A 21,924-nucleotide genomic window follows, 5' to 3' on the forward strand; every position below is an offset into this window, starting at 1 on the left:
AAAAGGATATTTATTTTATAAATATTTTGTAAATTTTTTTAGCACCCACGGGAAGCCCTAGCTTATTGCAAAAAAAATGACGAAGAGCAAACTTAAAATAAATAACAAGGGATTAATGGATTGCCGAGTGACCACTTTCAAAACCGTATAAAGGATAATGCCGCTTCCTATGCCATCGGCAATCGATGAAGTAAATGGGATTAACATAATAGTGAGCATTGAAGGTGCAATTTCTGTAAAATCCGTTAACTTTAAGTCCGTTACATGTTTCATCATACTACATGCGACATAAAGCAAGGCTGGACCCACGGCATAGCTTGGGATCATTTGAGCCAGGGGGAAGAAAAACAGCATAAGGATAAACCCTGCAGCAATGACTAAAGCGGTTAGCCCACTGCGCCCTCCAGCTTCAATCCCGGCAGCTGATTCAATATAAGGTGAGGTGCTGGCAGAGCCTAAAAGACCAGCAAGCGCTGAAGCAGCAGCATCCGCTGTTAAGCTTTTGCTTAATCGCTGTTGATAGTCGTCTTCATTTTTAAAAACAGATTGATTGAGTAAACCAATTAAGGTCCCTGTTGCATCAAAGACTGCGATTAAAAAAAAGGTAAAGGTAGCTTTAAGGGCTGCAACATTGTTAAAACCTGAAAAATCAAGCTTTAACCAGCTCGTTTCCATGGAGGGAGGCAAAGCCACTATCCCGCGCCAGGGTGTTAAACCCAACAATAGACTTAAACTGCTAATGATTAAAATACCAATAATAATCGCAGCGGGAATCCGATAATAATCTAAAATTAAAATTATTAAAAAACCAATAATAAATAAGCCGCTTTGCATGCTGGCAAGATTTCCAAGTGCCATTAAGGTATGGGGGTTAGCAATAATTAATTGATTGCTATGCAAGGCAATTAACGCTATGAGTAAGCTGATACCGATAAGAATAGCCACTTGTAGGTTGTGAGGTATGGATTCTATTAATAAACGTCTTAAACGGGTAAGAGTCAGTAACAAAAACATCATGCCAGAAATAAAAACCATGGCCAAAGCATGCTGCCAATCCACTCCCATTCCCTGAACAACACCATAGGTAAAATAAATATTAAGTGCCATGCCGGGCGCCACACCAATAGGGGTATTGGCATATAACCCGGTAAATGCACACGCAAAAGCAGTTACTAGGCAGGTGGCAGTAAAAACGCCTCCCGGTTCCATTCCGGCTTCTTGTAATATGGTTGGATTCACGAAGGCGATATAGGCCATGGTTAAAAAAGTAGTGATCCCAGCCAGGATTTCTGTTTTTAAAGAAGATTGATTGAGAAAACGAGAATGGAAGCGCATCATAGGTTTGCCCAAGGCAAAAGACGATACTACAAAAGTTGAGAATGGCTTGCAATATAAAGCAATTATCTTGCATGCAAAATCTTTAACTCAAAATCGAGAATGCGACATATCTTTTGTAAAATTTAAAAATGAATATTAAGGACAGCAAAGACAATCTCAATTGCAATTAAGACAATAATAATAATTTCCAGGCTGTGTGAATGACGGGTTTCCAAATAACTGTTAAACATATCAAAAATTTCATTTAAGGTATCTAACCGATGATTGATTGCGTTTACCCGACGTTGGATATGTAGATAACGTTCCATCAACGTATAATATTCTTCAAGTGTAGGGTGCTGCCAAAAGTATTTTGGATGGTAGAGGAAGTTACTGATCAGGTTCATTTCGCTTTTAGCGCCCAATATTTCGCCAATGACTTGACGAATTTGATTTCGGGTTACAGGCATTTCCCCTTTACTCGAGAGGCTTTGAATCATTGGATTATATTTTTCAATGAGTGCTTCGATGATAGTTTCAAAATATTGTAATTTTGCTGATTGTGAAAAACCGTAGGATAAACTTAATTTTAACTCATCACTGTCTGTCTCAATGGTTAAGCAATCCACATCGAAAAAATCATGGGGTTCTATGGCTGTTTTATCGCCAATCTGATAGCTGAATTCATCACGCACAAGGAAGGTGACCAGTTTATCTCCGAAGGGCCGAATGATCTCGAGATACGTGTTAATTGCATAACGCTTTACTCCCCATGTGACAATGGTTCCATTTTTAAAGACAAAAACTAAAGCATCGGGCTCATCACAGTGGTTCAACCTTAATACATCACGAGCACGAACAGAGCTATAGCCAATTAAAGTATTTTTAAAATGATTATCCAGGCGAGTCAAATCGATTGAATTGGCAATGCAATAACTTAAGCATTCCATGATTAAATAACCTTTGATGACTCGTGATATTTTGAAATATCACGAGTTTATTGTATTACTAAATTATAACCTAATGAGAACAAGACTACACGCTTTCTGTCGTTTCACGTCCAGAATAGGCTTTTTTCCTGTCCGTTGCGCCACTTAGCCATTGTGGACATACTTCCAGAACTTCAGCAATTTTATCCATTTGTTCTGGAGAGGGTAGCAAATGACCAAAAATCATTGCATTGGCTAAATGACGAGTCACGCCAAATACCTTGGCAACCGCCTTGGTTTTTTCAGCCAATTCCTCGGGGAATCCCAATAAGGATAACTCACGATTAAAGCGTTGTGAAAATACTTTACTATTCACTTTTCACTCCATGAAAAAAAATTTCCTATCAGCTTTTGGAGCTGACCCCTCATACCCGTCAATCCTTGATACAGGTAAATCTGTTATAACTTATTTTTTTGCTAACGCAAAGTATTTTTGATATTTTTTAAAAACAAGTAGTTATCTGTGATGATGGTATTTACTAGTACATTAATATTCCTTATATGTAGCATTTATTGTTAGTTAATTATCATCGATAGATTTAAACCGTGTATCGAAAATTAATGAAAGCTTGATTTGCCTTTAAACGTCCTGACCAGGGAGTTGAGGTTTGAAAACCAGCACTGTTGGTATAAATGGTTGATGGCCCTTCGAATTTACCGCCATCGTAGTAGCGATAACCAGCTTCAACACTTAAATGGCTTCCTATTGGTGTAAAATTAACGCCAGCAGAAGCCTGCCAAGCAAAGCTATCCCTGTCAACCGGATCACCAATCGTCGTAGTAGAGCCCACTGGAACTCCGGCGACCACTGTTCTTCCTACCGTGTAAAAATTTCGTACCTCATTATGGGCGTAGCCAATTCCACCACCTATAAAAGGGGTAACTTCAATGGCTGCCAAAGTAGTGAAGGCTTGAGCGGGATGTATAAAACCATTCACTAAAATTGCTTTATTGTCGAGTTCGAAATAGCGAGTTCTTGCATTGCCTGAGAAACCGGGTGTACCAGAGGTACCAGGTGGTGACGTTTGAAATTTTTGATAGTCAAATTCCTCATGATTCATATAACTCACACTAACATTCATGTATTCGTGTATTTGTTTACCAACTTCAAAAGTATAAAACCCCCTATCGCCAAGATCTGCATCATAGCCTTGCAGGGAGGAATCCCAGAAAGCAGGGTTAGGATTCACAATGCCTGGCTTTTCTGTCCAGGAATACCCTGTACCGATGGAGGCAAACCAAGGGTAGTGGGGTGCACTACCAGCTGCTCCCATGGTTCCAGCCTGTAGCGAAAGTGAGAATAGGCATAAAGAAATTAAACTTACCTGTTTACGCATGAAAACTTCCTGTTAAATGGATGTAGGGAAAGGGGGAAATTATTTCAGATAGCACAAGGAAATTCAATTGTTAAAAATAGGGGAATAAGGGCTCATTTGCCTTATTCCCTACTAATAAAAATTATTCGTGATGACTAAAATAATTTAAATCCAATTCTCTCGCCGCTTTAACATCATCCAAGCGTTTTACAGGTAAGTTGTGAGGGGCTTCTTTCAATAAGGAAGGATTTGTTTCTGCTTCATGATGGATTGCTTGCATGGCACAAATAAAGCCATCCAGTTCTTCCTTGGATTCAGTTTCTGTAGGCTCTATCAGTAAACACTCAGGTACTAGCAAAGGGAAGTAGGTTGTCGGGGCATGGAAACCATAGTCTAATAAACGTTTAGCCAAATCCATTGCAGTAATACCATAGTTTTTTTTCTCTTGGCTTAGCGTTAAGATAAACTCATGGGTAGCGCGCCTTTCAGGATAGGCTGGACTAAATCCGGCTCTTTTTAATTCCGCAAGTAAATAGTTGGCGTTAAGGGTGGCAAATTCGGAAACGCGTAATAACCCCTCCTTACCTAAAACGCGGATATAAAAATAGGCACGTAATAAAATGCCGGCATTACCCATAAAACAGGACAAACGACCAATACTTTGTGGGTAGTCGCTTCGAGTTGCCCAGCGATAATCGTTTTCCTCTTTAATAACAACTGGAAGTGGCAAATAAGGAAGTAAACGTTTACCCACCGCAACGGGACCTGAGCCTGGGCCACCCCCACCGTGAGGGGTTGCGAATGTTTTATGCAAATTTAAATGCATAACATCGAAGCCCATATCACCGGGACGAACCTTACCTAAAATGGCATTTAGATTCGCGCCATCATAATACAGAAGGCCGCCGGCTTGATGGACAATTTCAGCCACTTCCTTGATTTGGCGCATAAACAACCCTAGGGTTGAAGGGTTGGTTAGCATGATGCCAGCAGTTTTTGGACCCACCTTGTTGCGTAATTCTTCTAAATCAATATCGCCATCTTTTGCTGTGGTAAGTTCTACCACTTTAAAGCCGCACATGGCGGCGGAAGCTGGGTTGGTGCCATGGGCGGCCTCAGGAATAAGAATTTCATCCCGTGCGGTATCACCCCTGGATTGATGGTAGGCTTTTATCATGGCCACACCAGCAAACTCACCTTGTGAACCGGCCATTGGCGTTAAGGATACACCAGGCATCCCAGTAATTTCAGCAAGATAAGTTTGTAACTCATAAAGGATTTTTAAAAATCCATGGCTTGCTTTTTCCGGTGCAAGTGGGTGCCGATTGATAAATCCAGCCTGTGATGCCGCTTTGTGTACACCACGTGGATTATATTTCATGGTGCAGGAACCTAGGGGATAAAAATTAGTATCAATGGAGTAATTAAGCTGTGATAACCCTGTAAAATGACGTATGACTTGTAATTCTGAACAGGCGGGCAAGCGTGGAGGGGTTTTACGTAAAAAATTGACGGGAATAGCTCCCTGCCTCTCTGTTTTTTCAGGCATTTGTGCCGTTGCTTTTCGCGTTGTCTTTGACCGATTAAAAATCAACATAATTTGCCTTCCGTTTTCTGAATGAGATCCTTGAGTTCTTCGCAATGTTTCACTGGCGTAAACTCAACAATCTGGAAATCTGCAATTTCAGCCAGATAATAAGGATCGCGTTTAAGTACAGACTCCAGGTAGTCTTTGTCACTGGTTGCAGCAATAATAATACCGCCTGTTCTAGGCTTCATAGGGCCAGAGGCTATTAGTAATCCCTGCTTGTAGTAATAATCGAGAAACTCTCGATGTGCTTGTAAATATTTATCCACCTCACTAATCGGCGTTTTATAAGTTAACTGTACGATAAACATCAAAGGCCTCGCTTAGCCATAATTGACTGTAAAGAATTGGCATAATGTCTAATTTCCTCATCCGTGCGCATTTCTGTTGCACAAACAAGAATGGCATTGGCCAATTGTGGATAGTGAGACTCTACCGAATAGCCACCTGTGATACCTGCTTCGCGCAGCTTGGTTAATACGTCATCGACCGGTTGATTCAACCTTAACAGCACTTCATGAAAATAAGGGGCATTAAAAACGGTTTCAACACCTTCAATTTTGGTCAATTCACTTACCAATTTTTGCGTGTTGCTATGGCATTGAGAGGCCACTCGGTATAGGCCTTCTGGGCCTAATAAACTCATATGAATGGTGGCCGCAGTGACTAGCAAGCCCTGATTTGTACAAATATTGGAAGTTGCTTTACCTCTCCTGATATGTTGTTCTCGCGCTTGAAGTGTCAATGTAAAACCTGTTTTTCCGTCTTTATCGACAGTGCGTCCAATTAGCCGGCCAGGCATTTGCCGAACATGTTCCATCCGTGTGCTAAAAAAGCCAAAATAAGGACCGCCCGAAGCTAAAGGGGAACCTAAAGGTTGGCCTTCACCACAAGCAATGTCTACCCCTTTGCTGCCCCACTGCCCAGGTGGCTTTAAAAGTCCTAAAGATATTGGGTTTACACAGGCAATACTGATGGTTCTGTGCGTATGAGCCCAATCAGTCAAATCATCGACAAATTCAAGGCAACCAAAAAAGTTTGGCTGTGAAATTACCAATGCAGTAATGTCCTCTCCTTGGTATTTGTCTAGCGCGGAAACTGCTGTGACACCCTGTTGTTCGTCAAAAGGCAGCGTAATGAGTTCTATATGTTGTGTTCGTGCGATAGTTTCTAACGTTTCGCGGTAGAGCGGATGCACAGTACCTGCAACCAATACACGATTGCTCTTGCTGCGTTTGTTAAGCCGCACAGCCATAAGGACTGCTTCAGCCAAAGCAGAAGCCCCATCATACATGGAGGCGTTAGCTACTTCCATGCCCGTTAATTCTGCAATCATCGTTTGAAATTCATAAAGTAATTGCAAAGTACCCTGGCTGGCTTCTGCCTGGTAAGGTGTATAGGCAGTTAAAAACTCACCACGAGAAGTAATATCCCACACCGCTGCAGGTATATGGTGTTCGTAACTACCAGCACCAATAAAACATATGCCGTTCTGATTTTGGCTCGCCAAATGTTGCGCTTCTTGTAGCATGGTCATTTCTGAAAGGCCTTCAGGAATATTTTTTAAGTCGCCATATAGCAAAGACGAAGGTATTTCATCGAACAAATCCTGTACTTTCTTGATACCGATGCTAGTCAGCATCGCTTCGATATCTTCTTTCGTATGTGGGATATAAGGCATAGTTAATGATCCTCTTTAATTTCGTTTTGATATTCTTCATTGGTTAAAAGTGTATCCATTTCAGAAGGATTACTAGCTCTCATTTTTACTAACCATCCAGCGCCATAGGGGTCTTTGTTTACTAACGCAGGATTTTGACTGACTTCATCATTAATCGCTACAATGACTCCACTCACTGGTGCATAAAAATCGGAAGCTGCCTTTACCGATTCAACCACGCCAATTTCATCACCAGCAGTCACTTCATCCCCTTCCTCTGGCAGCTCGACGAATACCATGTCACCTAATAATTCCTGGGCATGCTCTGTAATACCTACTGTATAATCATTACCTTCAGCTCTTATCCACTCATGTGTTTTTGTAAATTTTAAATCGGCCATTTTTCTCTCTCTTTTTATTTTTGTTCTCAACTTATCAATTTTTATAACGCTTTTCCTCGTTTAACAAATCTTGGCTTTCCAACCTTTGCCGGAATTAACTTGCCACGGATATCCACCAGTACTTCTTCTCCTGCTGCCATGGGAACGCGAGCTAAAGCAATGGATTGATTTCTAGTGGGGGAGTAACTACCACTGGTTATAATGCCCTCTGCATGACCTTCGACGACTATCCGTTGGCCTGAACGCATAATGCCCTTACCTTGCAAAATTAAACCAACTAACTTACGTTTAATGCCTTGTTGCTTTTGAGATAAGAGAGCACCCATGCCAATAAAGCCCCTATCTTCAGGCTGCCATTTCACCGTCCATTCCAAACCTGATTCAAGTGGTGTCGTAGACTCATCCATATCTTGACCATACAGTAGCATCCCTGCTTCCAAACGCAATGTATCCCGTGCTGCCAGCCCGCAAGGTTTTATCCCTGCCTGCAGCAAGGAGGACCAAAATGAAACAATTTCATCTTTAGGAACAATAATCTCCAAACCGTCTTCACCAGTGTACCCTGTGCGTGCAAAAAACCAGTGGCCAACATCAACGCATTCAAAATAAGTGAGTGTGGATACTGCGTCGATTTGCGCGGGAGTAAGCTTGGTCATGGTATTTGAAATGGCTTGAGGACCTTGAACGGCGAGCATGGCCAAATCATGGCGTTCTTGTAGCCCTACTGCAAAGCCCTCACTTTTGTCTCGTATCCAGGCCAAATCTCGTTGGCGTGTTGCAGAGTTCAAGACAAGGCGATAGTTATCGGAAGCCCGTTGATAGACAATCAAATCGTCGATTATACCGCCATGCTCATTGCACATGCAGCTATAGAGTGCGCGGCCTGTATGCTCAAGTTGATCAACATCATTGGTTAACAACTTACGTAAAAACTGCCGGCCTCCAGCCCCCAATATATCGACAATCGTCATATGAGACACATCAAACATCCCTGCGTCCTTTCGTACCTGGTGATGTTCATCAAGTTGTGAGCCATAATGTAATGGCATGTCCCAGCCATGAAAATCGACCATTTTGGCGCCTAGTGCTACATGCGTAGCATGCAATGGTGTTTTTGCAATCATTTTAATCCCTCTTTCGCGCGTTGGTTGCGAATGATTATACCGGTATGAGTCGCCGCGACAAGAGTCAAACACTCTTATCTTTTCTATGAAGCGATTTTCTCTGTAGAATAAATATACTACTTTTAAGCTGTACAACAGCTGGTTCTACTTTTAATTATAGAAGCACTCCGTACGTTATAAAAAAACTCTTTATAACTTATTTGTTTTCTATATTGGGTGTGCTGAAGCTTATCATTTATAGGCATGTTTTTTGCCTGATAACAATGAAAAAACAGCCTTCCAAATGCCGGAGCAGGGAGTATGCCTGAAGAAATTGTCACAAAGTCTTGGGGAAGTCGAATAAAGGATGCGTTTTTAGGCGTGGTGGGGGGCATTCTATTAATCGTCGCTGCTATCATTCTTGCATTTTGGAATGAGAGCCATGGTTTACACACCGCCCAGTCTTTAAGGGAAGCACAGCGGATTTTAATTTCAGTCCCTAACGCTCCTGTTAATCCGCAAAATAATTTACGGGTTGTTTATACAAGTGGTTTAGCAACTACTAAGGATATATTAAGTGATCCTCTATTGGGTATTTCTCAAAATGCCATTGGCTTGCATCGGCGGGTGGAAATGTATCAATGGAAGCAAAACCAGGAAACGAAAACGGAGAGTCAATTAGGTGGTTCCGAAAAACAAACCACAACGTATACTTACCAGAAAGTATGGTCAACACGCTTAATCGATAGCACCAAGTTTAAATATCAAGAAAACCATAACAATCCGGCTGCTATGCCCATTGAGTCGATGCAATGGTATGCCAAAACGGTTACAGTAGGTGAGTTCCAGTTGCCATTTGATCTAGTAACAAAAATTAGCGAGACGCAAGCGCTAGATTTGGAAAAGGTAAATACAACTGCGCTACAAAATAAACTGGATATCCCTGTCCGCTATATTAATAATCAGCTTTATGGTGGCAAAGATTATAAAAATCCTCAAATTGGTGATGTCCGGATTTCTTTAATAGCAACCTTACCGCAAACCGTCAGTATTATTGGTCAGCAAACTGGAAATACACTGCAAGCGTATATGGCAAAAGCCGGACAGCCCGTATTATTGCTGGTTTCAGGTCAGCAATCCCCTGAACAGATGATTCAAGAAGCATTGACGGAGAACCGCTTGTTTACTTGGATATTGCGTGGAGTCTCATTATTAATGATGATTGCTGGTTTTTCTTTAATGCTAAAACCCATTGTAGTCTTGGCAGATGTAGTTCCTGTTTTAGGTTCTATCGCCGGTTTTGGCACCGGATTCATAGCATTTATTTGTGGACTTGTTCTTTGGACAATAGTCACTGCAATTGCCTGGTTTGCTATTCGACCGTGGTGGTCAGCGGGATTGCTTTTCGTAAGCTTTGCATTCATTTATTTTCTTTATAGAAGAAGAAAAAGCCAGCAATTGGCTGCAACACCTCAGGCTAGTGGCGATATCGACAGATCCAAAAACATCGAATAATTTGACTTATTTCCCATTATTCCTGATGGATCCGCATAAATTTTTATACATTCTACATACCGCGCTTTATGTGCGGTATGTAGGCAGAGGTAATCGGACAAGGATACCGCAACATATGGATAGTAAACTTGTTGCTTATTTCAAATCACCATATGCTCTAGATTACTGTGTTTTTTGTAATGTTTTTGGAGAAGGATTTTTTATGATGACCTTCTTCGGAACTATGGGTGCTTTACTATTGGCTGGGGCAAGTCCTTTAATGATCACTTCATCATCACTACTGGGTCGGGCCATACCGTTTGCCTGACGACATCGTTGTGTGTCACATTTCATTTTACAGGCGCCATTCACACAGCCGTAACAACCCCAATTGTCCCAGCAACAGGCCCAGTTACTACTCTCAGAGCCAACCCATCGGCCTCCAGCTAATTCACAAACCCCTTTAAGATCTTCGCCACCGCCACCTGATTGTCGTGCCAGTGCATTCGGGACGAAAGCCCAACTCATTAAAAAGATTAGGAAAATTAAAAATTTGGACATGATACTTCCTCCAATGAAGTGTATTTAAAGTGGTTAAAGATAATCCATTCCCACTCCTCAGAAGCATAGATGCCGATAATCAATACAGCAAAAATCTCGCGGAAAATACTTCTATCCTATGCTAGATTAATAAAAATAGAGAAAGGGACGATGAAAATGAATTTAGAGACGCAAATTAATCAATTTTTATCCTCAAGCGCTTACGGTGTGGTTGGGGCTTCAAGCAGGCGGCACAAATTTGGTAATAAAGTATTACGTTGCTATCTTCAGCACGGTAAGACGGCTTATCCTGTAAATCCTCGCGAAGCAGTTATTGAAGGCATCGCCTCTGTTGGCAGTGTAAATGATTTACCTGCCGAGGTTGAAAGTATTTCTATCATTACTCCAGCTGCTGTTACAGAAAAAACAGTTGAAGACGCGATAGCAAAAGGAATTAAAAATATTTGGATGCAACCAGGTGCGGAGAGTGAGAAAGCCATTGAGATGTGTAAAAAGCACCGTGTTAATGTGATTGCAGGTGGACCATGCCTTCTGGTTGAATTAGGTTTTAGAGATGAATAACCAATGAAAACCATCAGAACCTTTTTTTTGATACTTGTTCTTTCTTCTTCCACTGTTTTTGCGAATGATTCTACTGCAGAATTGGCAGCGGGAGGATTAACGTTTATAAAAAATCCTGCGATTGAAATGCGCTCGGAGACTCTTTTTCTTTCACTAAAGAAGGTTCGCGTTCGTTATACTTTTTTCAATCAATCAGACAAAATGATTAAGGTTACCATAGCGTTTCCTTTACCTGATATTGAAAGTTATCGATATGGGTTGGGGTTTTCTGAACTACCCGTTGACGATCCGTCAAATCCAATTGGTTTTGTGACACGGGTCAATGGGCAACCTGTAAGAATGTCCATTCATCAACAGGCCATTGCCAAAAATAAAGACCAGACTAATTTCTTGAAAAAAAATAACATCCCGCTGTCCCCAAACTATAGCCAAACAAAAGAGGCGTTAAAGAAAATCCCGAAAACGCAGTGGCCAAAACTAGAAGCGTTAGGCTTGATCTGGATTGACGAATACGACGCAGGCCAAGGCATGACAAAAGAACCACAGCCTGGATGGACTTTGAAAACTGTCTATACTTGGGAACAAATTTTTCCGGCAAAAAAGACGATGATTATTGAACATGAATACCAACCCATCATTGGTGCAACAGCCGGTACTAATATTGGTGCCCCCTATGCTATTGGTGAACAATGGTATAAAGATTTTATTAAGAAATATTGTGTTAACGATAGCTTGCAAAAAAGGTTTGCAAGGAATATGAAAGGGGGGATGGCTCCTTATACTGAGCGCAGGCTTGCTTATATTCTTACAACAGGTGCTAATTGGGCAGGTCCTATTCATCAATTTACATTAACGATTGATAAAGGCAATAAAAAAAATTTGATTAGCTTTTGTGGGAAGGACAAAGCAAAGGAAATTTCGGATACCGAATTGCAAATCAAGGAAAAAAATTTCATTCCAAAACGCAATTTATATCTCCTTTTTCTTATTCCTTTTTCGCCAACGAATTAGAAGTCAGATGGCAAGATGCTGTCAGCAATTACCTATGCTAAAGTTAAACAAAAGAAAGAAAAGGAAATCCCCATGAATAAATATTTTTTTTCCCTGTTTTTATTGTTCGCTTTTTTGCCCGCACATGCCACTAATTGCTTCGGTATAAATATGCAAGAACAGATAAATGCACAGGATGATTGCGTGCAAAAAATCCTTAAGCCATGCATCGAGAAATGCGAAAGTAATGACGACACCGATTGCACACAACTTTGTCAGGAGAATGCTAAAAATGAATGTCGTCAGGCAGGTGAGTAGTAAAGATTTCGCTGCATGGATGAAAAAGAACTTAAATGGCAGAATCAAAAGCACCAAGGATTTGTTTATAAATTTCTAACGTTTTCTCGTCAGGGGACCGATAAACCCGTTTACTGTGTGTAATTTTGGCATCTGCTAGAAATTTCGCGAAGTAAATACCAGTTGGGAGTGGCTCAATGATGGTCACAGCTATACCTCGCTCATGGAGACCTTTATTAATTTTGTCGCGATAAGCAATCAGTCGACCTGAGCCAAAAATCAGTGTGTCTGCCTGCTTGTTTATAACAGCATCGGCGCATTGTTCAACAAGATTTTCAATGGTTTTTTCCGACGTATAATCGGCATGGGGGTCTAACTGAATGCCTTGCACACAGGCTAAATGCTCCCGCAGGCCATAATTTTTGGCAAGATTTTCCTGAATGGCTGTTAACTCGTCGGTTGTATTGATGATGGCAAATTTACGTCCCATCATGGTGGCAACATGCATCGTGGTTTCAGGTAAACTGACAACCGGTATTGAAACGGCTTCACGTAACGGTGCCAGGGCAATTTCAGCCATCAAGTCGATGACAATTGCAGAGACATTTTCCTTTTCAGCGAGCATGGCCTGCTTGATTAAACCAGGGGCAAGCAGGGCCATGTCAAGCTCATGGCGAACTGCATCGACTGCCAGGTTAACGTAGGCAATACTTATTTCAAGTTCAGGGGTAACATAAGGTTTTAACATGTCCATGTTTAAAACCTTTGTGTTATAACCCGGTAAAATTACTCGTATATGAGTCATGCTATTCTCCTGTCAACAAACTCATCATTCTTCGCGTATTTTTGTAAATTTTTTCAATGTTACGTGCTTCCAGTTTTTCAAAAACAAGTTGTGGCAAAACCCGTTGAATCAGATAATCATAAGCACTGTAAAGAAAGCCTAGATGCCATTCCTTTTTATCAATGTTATGTTGACTGTGCAAAGCCAATTGCTCTCGGTGACGCTCTATATAGCTGTATAGTAATTCCTTGCTAAATGCGTGCGGCAGCACATAAGCTAAAAACTCCACTAAGTCTCTTTGCGGGACATGGACAGTGGTAATTTCCCAATCATAAATGTAAATTTCTTTGGGTTCATGATTTAAATTAATCCCTACATTTTTGGGTACACAGTCGTTTTGCACCAGGGTTTTTTTCATGGCATCAAGGTGTGGACGCCACTGGGGAATGGTATTTATCAGTTGGCGGTGCAATGCATAATCTGTACCCGTCAAAAATGGTAAGGTGGCATTTTCAACTGCGTCTGAAAGAGCATGCCAGTAGGGTGTAAATCGTTGCATTTTGTCTGCGTCTAATACATTCTTAAAGCAGGGGAATTCGCGAAGGCCACCCGTTTTTCCATACCAGACGGCATGTAATTGGCTAATGGCGTTAATGAAAGGTTCAATCGCATCCTGTGTCCATTTTTCCACATTGAAGGGATCTAATGACAGGTAATCATCAGCAAGATATTGCAGTATAAGAACACAGGCTCCATCGCTCCCGTCCAGAAAATAGCCATAGCAAGCAGGCATAAATTTTTGAAAAGCGTCAAATTCCTTTTGCATGTCATAAATCGTAATTTCTTTTTGATTTACATCCATAAATTCAAGCTGTGACATATAATCCAATAAAGGAGTGGCAGTAGAAATTCCGCATTTTTCAAACGCTTGAGTAATTGCCTGTAAATATTGTCGCTCACTGATTTTTGATTTTACAATTAAAGAAACTGTTTCTTTTTGATTTTGCCTGACCAATGACAGATTGTACCGTTGTACACCTATAGGGTGATCGCCTTTCTTAGGATGCTTTAATTCGAGTGCCATTTTCTCGCCGGCAGAAGGTACATAATGGACTTCTTCAACGGTCAATCCAGGATCATTAAACTGTTTCCTTAGACAAAACTCGAAAAAATCATGAGTAAAAAAGAGGCCTGAATCGTTTGCTTGCACATAATTTTCTTTCATGATACCCCTTATTTTCAAATAGATTGTTAATTTTTACTCTCAGTTTAGACTTGATTTGTTGATAAGTGTAATTGAAATTTGGAAGACGTGAGCTCAGGATTAATATTCAAGTTTGGCAGTTTGTGACAGCCGGGTTAGAAAACCCGGTTGTCATTGGAGCGAATTAAAATCTAGAGGGAATTAACGGGTTCATTTAACATTTGTTCCCATTGTTCGAATAAATTTTTAAGAGGGATACAGTTAGTATCCTTATGCTCATTTAATAGCGAAGGTTCCTCTCCTTCTATAGCAGCCGCATGTTGTGTAATCGCATCAAGCATGTAATGCGCAGGTTTTGCTGTGGCTGGGTCAATGGCTTCACGCGTAAAAGGATCATTAAACTGTCCCTCTTTAATCATTCCCTCAAGTGTTTCGCGATTATAGACACGACGATTAATTTCTACAGGATCAGTAAGAGGCTCTAACGTAATTGGATCGGTACATTCCATTGGCAAATCCTCACCCAGTTTTTCTGTGATCTTCGCTGCTTTAGCTTTTAAAACTGCATCAGGAGAAGGGACATGACTTAAAGGACCAATTGGCGGTATAGGAAGTGCTGCCACCGGAATTTCAGGGCGATCTACTCGGATCACTTCCGGTTCTTGTTGAGGAGCTACTACTCTTGGTGGAAGTTGAGGATGTGGTTGGGGGGCAACAGGATTGGGGGCTGGTCGTACTTGTCTACCAGGGGGAAGCTGACGAGGTGCTACGGGCTTAGGATTTTTTCTTGGTAAGCTTGTATTCGATGGCTCATTTTTCTGGGCTACATTTTTTGGTGTGGATAGTGAACGGTAACGTGCTGCATAATCCAGATGGAGCATTTTTTGCATTTGTGGGGAAAGAGGATTCCTATTAAGTGGTTGTGGTGTATGTGGACGCTGCACTTCTTTAGTGGATTGTTTGGATTGATTTACCGTTAACGTTAAGGGTACAGAGCTTACCGGTTTTGCTATTTTCGGCAAAGCAATTGCTTGGTGAAAAGCGCCAAAGTAAAAATCTGCCTTGTGTATGGCATGGATAAATTCCATGCGTTGCTGAGGTATATCATAGCGATGGTTTCCTTCCATTTCTAATACAAGAAATCGTGAAGGTCGCTGCCCCGGTACATTTCTAATATACTCATTCACTTTTTCAGAATTGGTTTCGTAAGTAATGTAAGGGTTGAGTTCTTGTCTGGATTGATTTTTTGTTTGATGGAATATATCGAAGAGTTTGGGGGAAATAAAAGGATTAAACGACGTTCGTGCTGGTAAGTTTACGATGACGTATAGCATATTAAGCCCTCATTGTGATCAAAACTCGTAAATTGCCAACAGCCTAACAAAGAATTCTTAAGGTTTACTTAAAGGCGCGAACTTATTGGGCCAATTTTTTGCCCTGTTCAAAGATGCCAATTTGGATATGGCAAAATTTTTTGTCGTTGCGAACGAAGTGAAGCAAACTACAACAGATTTTTGTTCAAAGCGTGTACCTAGATTGCTGCGCTGACGCTCGTAATGGAGGCAATTTCGAAGTGTCTTTAAGGTAAGCTTGAAAATTAATTCATTGATCAATTAGATAATTTGTATTCAAATAATATTAACAGGTATTAGTGTTTGTTGATTATTAGATAAAATAACGTTCAATATGCTAGTAGTTTAGCAACTCAAAATCATCAACACAGGAGGTGTTTTGCAATGTGTGGTATAGCTGGTGAATTTCAATTCAATAAGAAAAGTATTCCTCTTCTTAATCTGGAAAACGCAATGCGAAGGCAGCATAGTCGTGGGCCTGATGATGGTCAAATATACCTTACCAAGGGGGTCGCGCTTGGCCATCGCCGACTAAAAATTTTTGATTTATCTGACCGGGGAATGCAACCCATGGTCGATTCAGAGTTAGGACTGGCCTTAGTATTTAATGGCGCTATCTATAATTTTCTCGAGTTGCGTCAGGAGTTGCAGGCGAAAGGCTATTCTTTTAATTCAGACAGTGATACCGAAGTGCTTCTTAAAGCTTACCATGCCTGGCGAAAAGACTGTGTTCATCGGCTAAAAGGGATGTTTGCTTTTGCAATCTGGGAGCAAGATACAGGGAACTTAATATTGGCCCGTGATCGTTTAGGTATTAAGCCACTTTATTATAGTACTGATACAATGAGTGGGTTTAAATTTGCCTCGACATTACCGGCCTTGATCGAGTTTGGCGATATTGACACAACGATTGATAAAATGGCGCTTCACTACTATCTGACTTTCCATGCTATCCCTGAGCCACTTACTATTTTATCAGGTGTAAAAAAACTTCCTGCGGGCTCGATCATGACTGTGCAGCCTGATGGAAAAATTAAAGAAGACATTTATTGGCAATTGCATGTAGATGATAGTAAAACCGAACAACAATATGATGAACAATATTGGATAAACCAAACTGGGAATGTATTAAAGTCCGTTACTCAACGCCAATTAGCCGCCGATGTGCCTGTGGGCATATTACTTTCTGGCGGTTTAGATTCCTCCCTGTTAGTAGCAGCGGCTTCGATGCTTGGACAACAAGAAATTCAAACGTTTTCCATCGGTTTTGAAAGTTCTAATGGTGAACAAGGGGATGAATTTTTTTATTCGAATCTGGTCGCATCAACATTTAAGACAAGGCATCAGGAAATTTTCATTTCCAATAAACAACTGGCTTATTCCCTGTCTGACTGTGTTTCTGCCATGTCAGAACCGATGTTAAGTCATGATAATATTGGTTTTTATTTGCTCTCTCAGGAGGTGGCCAAACAAGTGAAAGTAGTGCTTTCTGGGCAAGGAGCAGATGAGATTTTTGCCGGCTATCACTGGTTTCAAACTAGAAATATTGATCATCCACAGCATTCCCATGTCGCCCAGATCATTTTCGATAGAATAGCTGATCGCTCTTTTAAAGAATACCAGCAACTGGTAGCACCAGATTATCATACGACTTGTCATGCACTTTCATTTTTGGAAGAGCTTTGTCAAAAAAATGGTTCTGCTAACTTAATTGATAACATGCTTAACTACGAAAGTACTTTTGCATTGGCCAATGGGCCTCTAAGTCGGGTTGACAATATGACGATGGCCGCAAGCCTCGAAGCAAGGGTGCCTTTCTTGGATGAAGAAATGGTTAGCCATGCTTTTTCAATCCCTCTGGATTATAAATTACCTCAGGGTGGCAAATACATTTTAAAACAATTAGGACGGGCCATGCTTCCTCAACAAATTGTTGACCGCCCCAAGGGATATTTTCCTGTGCCAGCGTTAAAATACTTAGAGGGAAGCACTTTAGAGTTAATGCGAGAGGTACTTTCGCCTGAAAATATAAAGCAACGCGGTATTTTTAATAACAAAAGCATTGAGGGTTTATTTAGACAATCAGAAAATAATTTTACTCCTTCGGGAATTTCCAAATTATGGCAAGTCGGACTGCTCGAATACTGGCTGCAATGCCATAAGATATAAACAAGTCCATAAAAAGTTAGCGTAAAATAGCAATTTGGTGATTTTTGCACCATTTACGTATCTTTGTTAGAATGAAATCCAAATGAACAACAATGTGAGGGTAAGACCGGCATTTTTTATGTATGAAAAATTCTAATCTAACTATATGTGACGCAACAATACATCCTGGCGAAGTAGCTAATTTAGCCCTTCCGCTCCCAGAGTTATATTCATGTACTTCCTTTTATATGCCCATCAAGATAGTTCATGGTAAACAGGCTGGTCCCTGTATTCTTATCTTTTCTGCATTAAAAGGGGATGAGTTAAATGGCCTTGAAATCATTGACAGGTTGTTAAGCCCTGAAAAATTAAAAAATTTACACGGTACATTAATTGCGATTCCTGTATTAAATGTGCTGTCGTTAGTCAATCATTTAAAAACGTTGTCTTACGAAATTAATCTCGAGCGATGTTTTCCTGGTAAAGAATATGGAACCTACGGTGAAAGGATGGCCTATGTATTTACCAAGGAGATATTGTCTAAAGCGGATTATTGTATCGAATTGCAAAGCGGTTCATTGAACCATGACATTTTGCCGCAGATCTATTGCAATTTATCGGACCCAAAAAGTAAAGCGCTTGCGCAAGCTTTTGCTGCACCGGTAATTACCAATATGAAGCCCAAATCAAATTCTTTACGCCAAACTTCTGAAAAGCTCAATATTCCTTTGCTAATTTATCAAGCCGGGGAGGCTTTACGCTTTAACGAATCTGCAATATCTCTTGGATTGGATGGAATTGATAGAGTCATGCATGCACTTGATATGTTGCCTGCGTTTAGTCAACAAATCCCAGAGGGATTCAAACCTGTTTTTTCAGAAGATCAGGACTGGATTTATTCTCATATGAGTGGTGTACTAAAAAGTAAAGTAGAATTAGGACAGCGTATTCATAAAAAGCAAATTATAGGGTTAATTAATGATCCTTTTGGAGCAGGGAAAGTGGAATCAATCAAAGCACCATCGGATGGTATTGTGGTAGGTATCAATCGTCATCCTCTTATCCATGAGGGTCAATCTATTTTTAAGATCGCCTCTTTTATCGATAATAATCGCGCTGAAACTGCTTTAGAAGCATGGAGTGAAGCGTTAACTGACGAAATACTCTGAGAAATAGCATATGACGGTTCGCGGCACTATAATTTGGCTTATTTGTGCGTTTTTCTTTTTATATGAGTTTTTTCTGCGTACTGTATTAGGTACGTTTCAATCTTCTATCATCGAAGATTTGCACTTGTCTGCAGTACAATTTGCAATAATCAGTTCCACTGCTTATCAAATAATTTATGGATTGATGCAGTTACCGGTAGGGATTATTGCAGATCGCTATGGCTTAAAGAAAACCCTTTTATTCGCTGCCCTTATTTGTGCTTTATCCAATTTCGGGTTTGCTTTTGTCCATGAATATAGGATGGCATTAGTTTTCCGACTATCAATGGGGTTGGGTTCTTCTTTTGGGTTCGTTTGCTTATTACTAGCCGTTTATGATTGGCTACCACGGAAAAATATTGCTTTCTTTATAGGGTTATCTCAGTTTATTGGCACGTTGGGGCCAATGCTTGCTGCAGGCCCGCTAAATGCATTGCTGGAAACTAATTTTTTAGGGTGGCGGGAATTATTTTTAGCGCTTGCTTTAATCGGTGGGGTATTTGCCATTCTCGTGTTTTGCTTTGTTGATAAAAATAGAGAGGCAACCAATTCTTTTTATATTTTAGCAAGGCCGTCGTCGTTGCTTTCCAATTTGTATCAACTTATCCGGCAAAAACAAGTTTGGTGGATAGGTTTTTACTCCTCAAGTGTTTATTTTTCTCTGGAATATTTGTCGGAAAATGAAGGAACTTCTTTTTTAATGGCAAAGGGTCACTCTGCTACGTTCGCAGCTTATCTCATCACTATTGCCTGGTTGGGTTATGCAATTGGATGTCCTGTTTTGGGTTATTTGTCTGATAAATTAAAGCAGCGAAAACCCATTATGCTTTTTAGTATCTGTTTAGTGCTTTTAAATTTAAGCGCCATTATTTATTTTCCGCTTAACCAGTTAGGTATTCTGGGCTGTTTTTTTCTGCTTGGTATTGGTGCAAGCGGACAGAGCATAGGTTTTGCAATCATTAGTGAATATTGTCAATATAGTTATCTTACGATAGGACTTGCTTTTAACAATACCTTAATTATGTTTTTTGGCGCGATAAGTGCGCCATTAATTGGTGAAATGCTTGAAAGAGGCGCCACAACCTATTCGTTGCTTCTTAACTATCAAACGAATTTTTCAATCATGATAGCGTTCATTTTGATAGGATTTATTTTTAGCCTACTGTTAATTAAAGAAACTTTTTGTAAGCAGGTTCATGAGCTTACAATGTTGGCTTCCAAAGCTTGATTGACCAAGATTGAACTATTGCTTCTACCTTTTAAAGATGGTTTGTAGATAGGATTGAAGTTTGTCCCAGCGTAAAGGAATACTACGAAAACCAACAAACTGATCAGGACGGATTAAGTAAAGACATTCCCCAGCGGCACCATAGCGTTCATGAATTTTATTGTCCTTATCCACAATTATTTCAGCAAGCCCCGTATTTTCTATAGTAGACTCCTTATCCACTACTAAATAAGAGTTTATCCATGAGCCATATTGCATCTTGATATTCTCCAGGAGCTCATGAACTGTTTTCTTTAGGTCATCAGAAGGATTATTGCTGGTTAAAAAGATAAATAATCCATGTTTCCCTGCCAATCGTTTTTCAAAGAGCCACTGGGTAGTACCTTGTTGGCTAGTGGTTGCCGCATACATATTCGGAGCTCTTTCACCTGCGCGAGGCCCTTTCCCGAACTCTGCCCAAGCGAGCAAGCAAGAACTATTTTCTGATAAATGCTGCGTTGAAGACCAATGGATGGGTAGACCGATAAATTCATCCACGATAGGACTTTTAGTCATACGTATTTTAGTTTGCGATAATAAGCCACCGAAATATTTTTGGGCGGGTTCAAGTTGCATCATAAGCTCAGTAAGGTGATCTCGATATTCGCGTGAGATAATGCCTGTCATTGAAAATGATTGCTCATTCATATCAGATAACAGTTTCGCTGGTTTTATAGTTTGCTCCTGCTCCTTAGAGTAGCTCTCCAGTAATCCTTTAGCCGCCACCCCCTGACATTCCAAGGCCAGTTTCCAACCTAAATTCCGAGCATCAAGTAACCCTGAATTCATGCCTAAAGAGGTAAGGGGGCTTACTTGATGAGCGGCATCGCCGCACAAAATGACGCGTCCTTTTTGGCGGGTATTAACCGACTTTCTATAAGTATGAAAATGAGAAATCCAGCGTGGGTCGGATAGCTGGCCCGGAATGGGTGATAGTTCGTCAAAATACTGTTGCAACTCCTCAAGGGTAGGTTGTCGGCCTTTTTCATAGACTTCAGTTTTAGGCAATGAGACAAGCACTCCCCAACGGTTATCGGGTAATCCACTGATTGAGGCGAAGCCTGTTTTGGCCAAAAAGAAATACCAGTGTCCGGGATTAAAATCACCATGCACTACTATATCTGCCACCATATAATGCGAAGGATATTCTTTGCCTTTGCTTACAAAATTGCCTTTTTGGCGCACCACACTATGGGAGCCATCACAACCAATGAGGTAATTACAATGAATTAATTCGGTTTGTTGGCCTTGTACACTCGCCTCGATAAAATTCTCTTTATCGACATAATTTTTTAATTCTACTCCCCATTCAACATGGGCGCCTAATTGCTTTAATAACTGTTCTTGAAATTTTTCGACATAATTCTGACCTATTAGAAAATAACAAGGATATTTTGATTCAATACCTACCCACGGCGCATGAGTAATCAATTTATTTTCAGCATAGACGACAAGGGCATGTGTTGCATTACCTGTTTTTATAAAAGGCGTTGCATAATCAAAGTCATCAAAACCTTCAAGCGCGACAGACGAAATAGCAGTTGCTTTTATATGTTGGGAAGTCTCGCTTTTTTTATCAATAATGCGAAAGTTAATTTTTTGACGAGCAAGTTCTAAAGCTAGCATTAAACCCGTAGGACCTGCACCCACAATAAGCACCTCGGTAGCTGATTTCATCCTTTAA

The 21,924-nt window shown here is 40.6% G+C and carries 21 protein-coding genes; 7 read left to right on the forward strand and 14 right to left on the reverse strand.

Annotated features, from left to right (window positions below; all coding sequences use genetic code 11):
* Positions 1 to 57: 57 nt before the first annotated feature.
* The 9 genes from Ljam_RS10350 to gcvT all read right to left on the reverse strand — a co-directional run bounded on the left by Ljam_RS10350 (position 58) and on the right by gcvT (position 8,395).
* Positions 58 to 1,338, reverse strand: a complete 1,281-nt coding sequence (locus Ljam_RS10350; RefSeq protein WP_058449951.1) for an NCS2 family permease — start codon at positions 1,336 to 1,338, stop codon at positions 58 to 60.
* A 122-nt stretch (positions 1,339 to 1,460) separates the two neighbouring features.
* A complete protein-coding gene (locus tag Ljam_RS10355) occupies positions 1,461 to 2,267 on the reverse strand; it encodes an RMD1 family protein (RefSeq protein ID WP_058449952.1) in 807 nt (268 codons plus the stop codon).
* 85 nt (positions 2,268 to 2,352) lie between these two features.
* Positions 2,353 to 2,622, reverse strand: a complete 270-nt coding sequence (locus Ljam_RS10360) for a hypothetical protein (RefSeq protein ID WP_058449953.1) — start codon at positions 2,620 to 2,622, stop codon at positions 2,353 to 2,355.
* Between the two features lie 223 nt (positions 2,623 to 2,845).
* Positions 2,846 to 3,643: an outer membrane protein gene (locus tag Ljam_RS10365; protein WP_058449954.1), complete on the reverse strand. Its 798-nt coding sequence runs from the start codon at positions 3,641 to 3,643 to the stop codon at positions 2,846 to 2,848.
* A 121-nt stretch (positions 3,644 to 3,764) separates the two neighbouring features.
* The gene (gcvPB, locus tag Ljam_RS10370) at positions 3,765 to 5,219 is read right to left on the reverse strand and encodes an aminomethyl-transferring glycine dehydrogenase subunit GcvPB (protein WP_058449955.1); all 1,455 of its coding nucleotides are present in this window, start codon (positions 5,217 to 5,219) and stop codon (positions 3,765 to 3,767) included.
* A complete protein-coding gene (locus Ljam_RS10375) occupies positions 5,213 to 5,521 on the reverse strand; it encodes a YciI family protein (protein WP_058449956.1) in 309 nt (102 codons plus the stop codon). The genes gcvPB and Ljam_RS10375 overlap by 7 nt, the downstream gene beginning before the upstream one ends.
* Positions 5,521 to 6,891 carry an aminomethyl-transferring glycine dehydrogenase subunit GcvPA gene (gene gcvPA / locus Ljam_RS10380; protein WP_058449957.1) on the reverse strand — a complete coding sequence of 457 codons (1,371 nt, stop codon included), beginning with the start codon at positions 6,889 to 6,891 and terminating at the stop codon, positions 5,521 to 5,523. The genes Ljam_RS10375 and gcvPA overlap by 1 nt, the downstream gene beginning before the upstream one ends.
* Before the next feature lie 2 nt (positions 6,892 to 6,893).
* Positions 6,894 to 7,271: a glycine cleavage system protein GcvH gene (gene gcvH, locus Ljam_RS10385; protein WP_058449958.1), complete on the reverse strand. Its 378-nt coding sequence runs from the start codon at positions 7,269 to 7,271 to the stop codon at positions 6,894 to 6,896.
* A gap of 41 nt (positions 7,272 to 7,312) precedes the next feature.
* Entirely contained in the window at positions 7,313 to 8,395 is a 1,083-nt protein-coding gene (gene gcvT / locus Ljam_RS10390; protein WP_058449959.1) for a glycine cleavage system aminomethyltransferase GcvT, read from the reverse strand.
* A gap of 300 nt (positions 8,396 to 8,695) precedes the next feature.
* Here gcvT and Ljam_RS10395 point away from each other — a divergent pair, with 300 nt between their 5' ends.
* Positions 8,696 to 9,889, forward strand: coding sequence for a TMEM43 family protein (locus tag Ljam_RS10395; RefSeq protein ID WP_058449960.1), 1,194 nt, complete (start codon positions 8,696 to 8,698; stop codon positions 9,887 to 9,889).
* A gap of 162 nt (positions 9,890 to 10,051) precedes the next feature.
* On the opposite strand, the gene Ljam_RS10400 is transcribed toward Ljam_RS10395, so the two are convergent.
* The gene (locus tag Ljam_RS10400; RefSeq protein WP_058449961.1) at positions 10,052 to 10,429 is read right to left on the reverse strand and encodes a hypothetical protein; all 378 of its coding nucleotides are present in this window, start codon (positions 10,427 to 10,429) and stop codon (positions 10,052 to 10,054) included.
* A 156-nt stretch (positions 10,430 to 10,585) separates the two neighbouring features.
* Here Ljam_RS10400 and Ljam_RS10405 point away from each other — a divergent pair, with 156 nt between their 5' ends.
* The 3 genes from Ljam_RS10405 (at position 10,586) to Ljam_RS10415 (ending at position 12,298) form a co-directional block, all read left to right on the forward strand.
* Entirely contained in the window at positions 10,586 to 10,990 is a 405-nt protein-coding gene (locus Ljam_RS10405; RefSeq protein ID WP_058449962.1) for a CoA-binding protein, read from the forward strand.
* A gap of 3 nt (positions 10,991 to 10,993) precedes the next feature.
* A complete protein-coding gene (locus tag Ljam_RS10410) occupies positions 10,994 to 12,001 on the forward strand; it encodes a DUF4424 family protein (protein ID WP_058449963.1) in 1,008 nt (335 codons plus the stop codon).
* A gap of 72 nt (positions 12,002 to 12,073) precedes the next feature.
* Entirely contained in the window at positions 12,074 to 12,298 is a 225-nt protein-coding gene (locus Ljam_RS10415; RefSeq protein WP_065235575.1) for a hypothetical protein, read from the forward strand.
* 31 nt (positions 12,299 to 12,329) lie between these two features.
* On the opposite strand, the gene Ljam_RS10420 is transcribed toward Ljam_RS10415, so the two are convergent.
* The 3 genes from Ljam_RS10420 to Ljam_RS10430 all read right to left on the reverse strand — a co-directional run bounded on the left by Ljam_RS10420 (position 12,330) and on the right by Ljam_RS10430 (position 15,599).
* Complete coding sequence (locus Ljam_RS10420) at positions 12,330 to 13,082, reverse strand: aspartate/glutamate racemase family protein (RefSeq protein ID WP_058449965.1); 753 nt, start codon at positions 13,080 to 13,082, stop codon at positions 12,330 to 12,332.
* Between the two features lies 1 nt (position 13,083).
* Entirely contained in the window at positions 13,084 to 14,286 is a 1,203-nt protein-coding gene (locus tag Ljam_RS10425; RefSeq protein WP_238583716.1) for a 3-hydroxy-3-methylglutaryl-CoA reductase, read from the reverse strand.
* A gap of 170 nt (positions 14,287 to 14,456) precedes the next feature.
* Positions 14,457 to 15,599 carry a U-box domain-containing protein gene (locus tag Ljam_RS10430; RefSeq protein WP_058449966.1) on the reverse strand — a complete coding sequence of 381 codons (1,143 nt, stop codon included), beginning with the start codon at positions 15,597 to 15,599 and terminating at the stop codon, positions 14,457 to 14,459.
* A 402-nt stretch (positions 15,600 to 16,001) separates the two neighbouring features.
* Between Ljam_RS10430 and Ljam_RS10435 the strand changes: the two genes are divergently transcribed.
* The 3 genes from Ljam_RS10435 (at position 16,002) to Ljam_RS10445 (ending at position 20,201) form a co-directional block, all read left to right on the forward strand.
* Entirely contained in the window at positions 16,002 to 17,786 is a 1,785-nt protein-coding gene (locus Ljam_RS10435) for an N-acetylglutaminylglutamine amidotransferase (protein ID WP_058449967.1), read from the forward strand.
* Positions 17,787 to 17,908: 122 nt separating this feature from the next.
* A complete protein-coding gene (locus Ljam_RS10440) occupies positions 17,909 to 18,934 on the forward strand; it encodes a succinylglutamate desuccinylase/aspartoacylase family protein (protein WP_058449968.1) in 1,026 nt (341 codons plus the stop codon).
* A 10-nt stretch (positions 18,935 to 18,944) separates the two neighbouring features.
* Positions 18,945 to 20,201 (forward strand): MFS transporter, encoded by a 1,257-nt coding sequence (locus tag Ljam_RS10445; RefSeq protein ID WP_058449969.1) that lies wholly within the window; start codon positions 18,945 to 18,947, stop codon positions 20,199 to 20,201.
* A 24-nt stretch (positions 20,202 to 20,225) separates the two neighbouring features.
* Here the strand turns inward: Ljam_RS10445 and Ljam_RS10450 are convergent, their stop codons facing one another.
* Positions 20,226 to 21,917, reverse strand: coding sequence for an FAD-dependent oxidoreductase (locus tag Ljam_RS10450; RefSeq protein ID WP_058449970.1), 1,692 nt, complete (start codon positions 21,915 to 21,917; stop codon positions 20,226 to 20,228).
* Positions 21,918 to 21,924 lie beyond the last annotated feature (7 nt).

Origin of the sequence: Legionella jamestowniensis (assembly GCF_001467745.1) — a bacterium.
In the GTDB taxonomy this organism is placed as follows: domain Bacteria; phylum Pseudomonadota; class Gammaproteobacteria; order Legionellales; family Legionellaceae; genus Tatlockia; species Tatlockia jamestowniensis.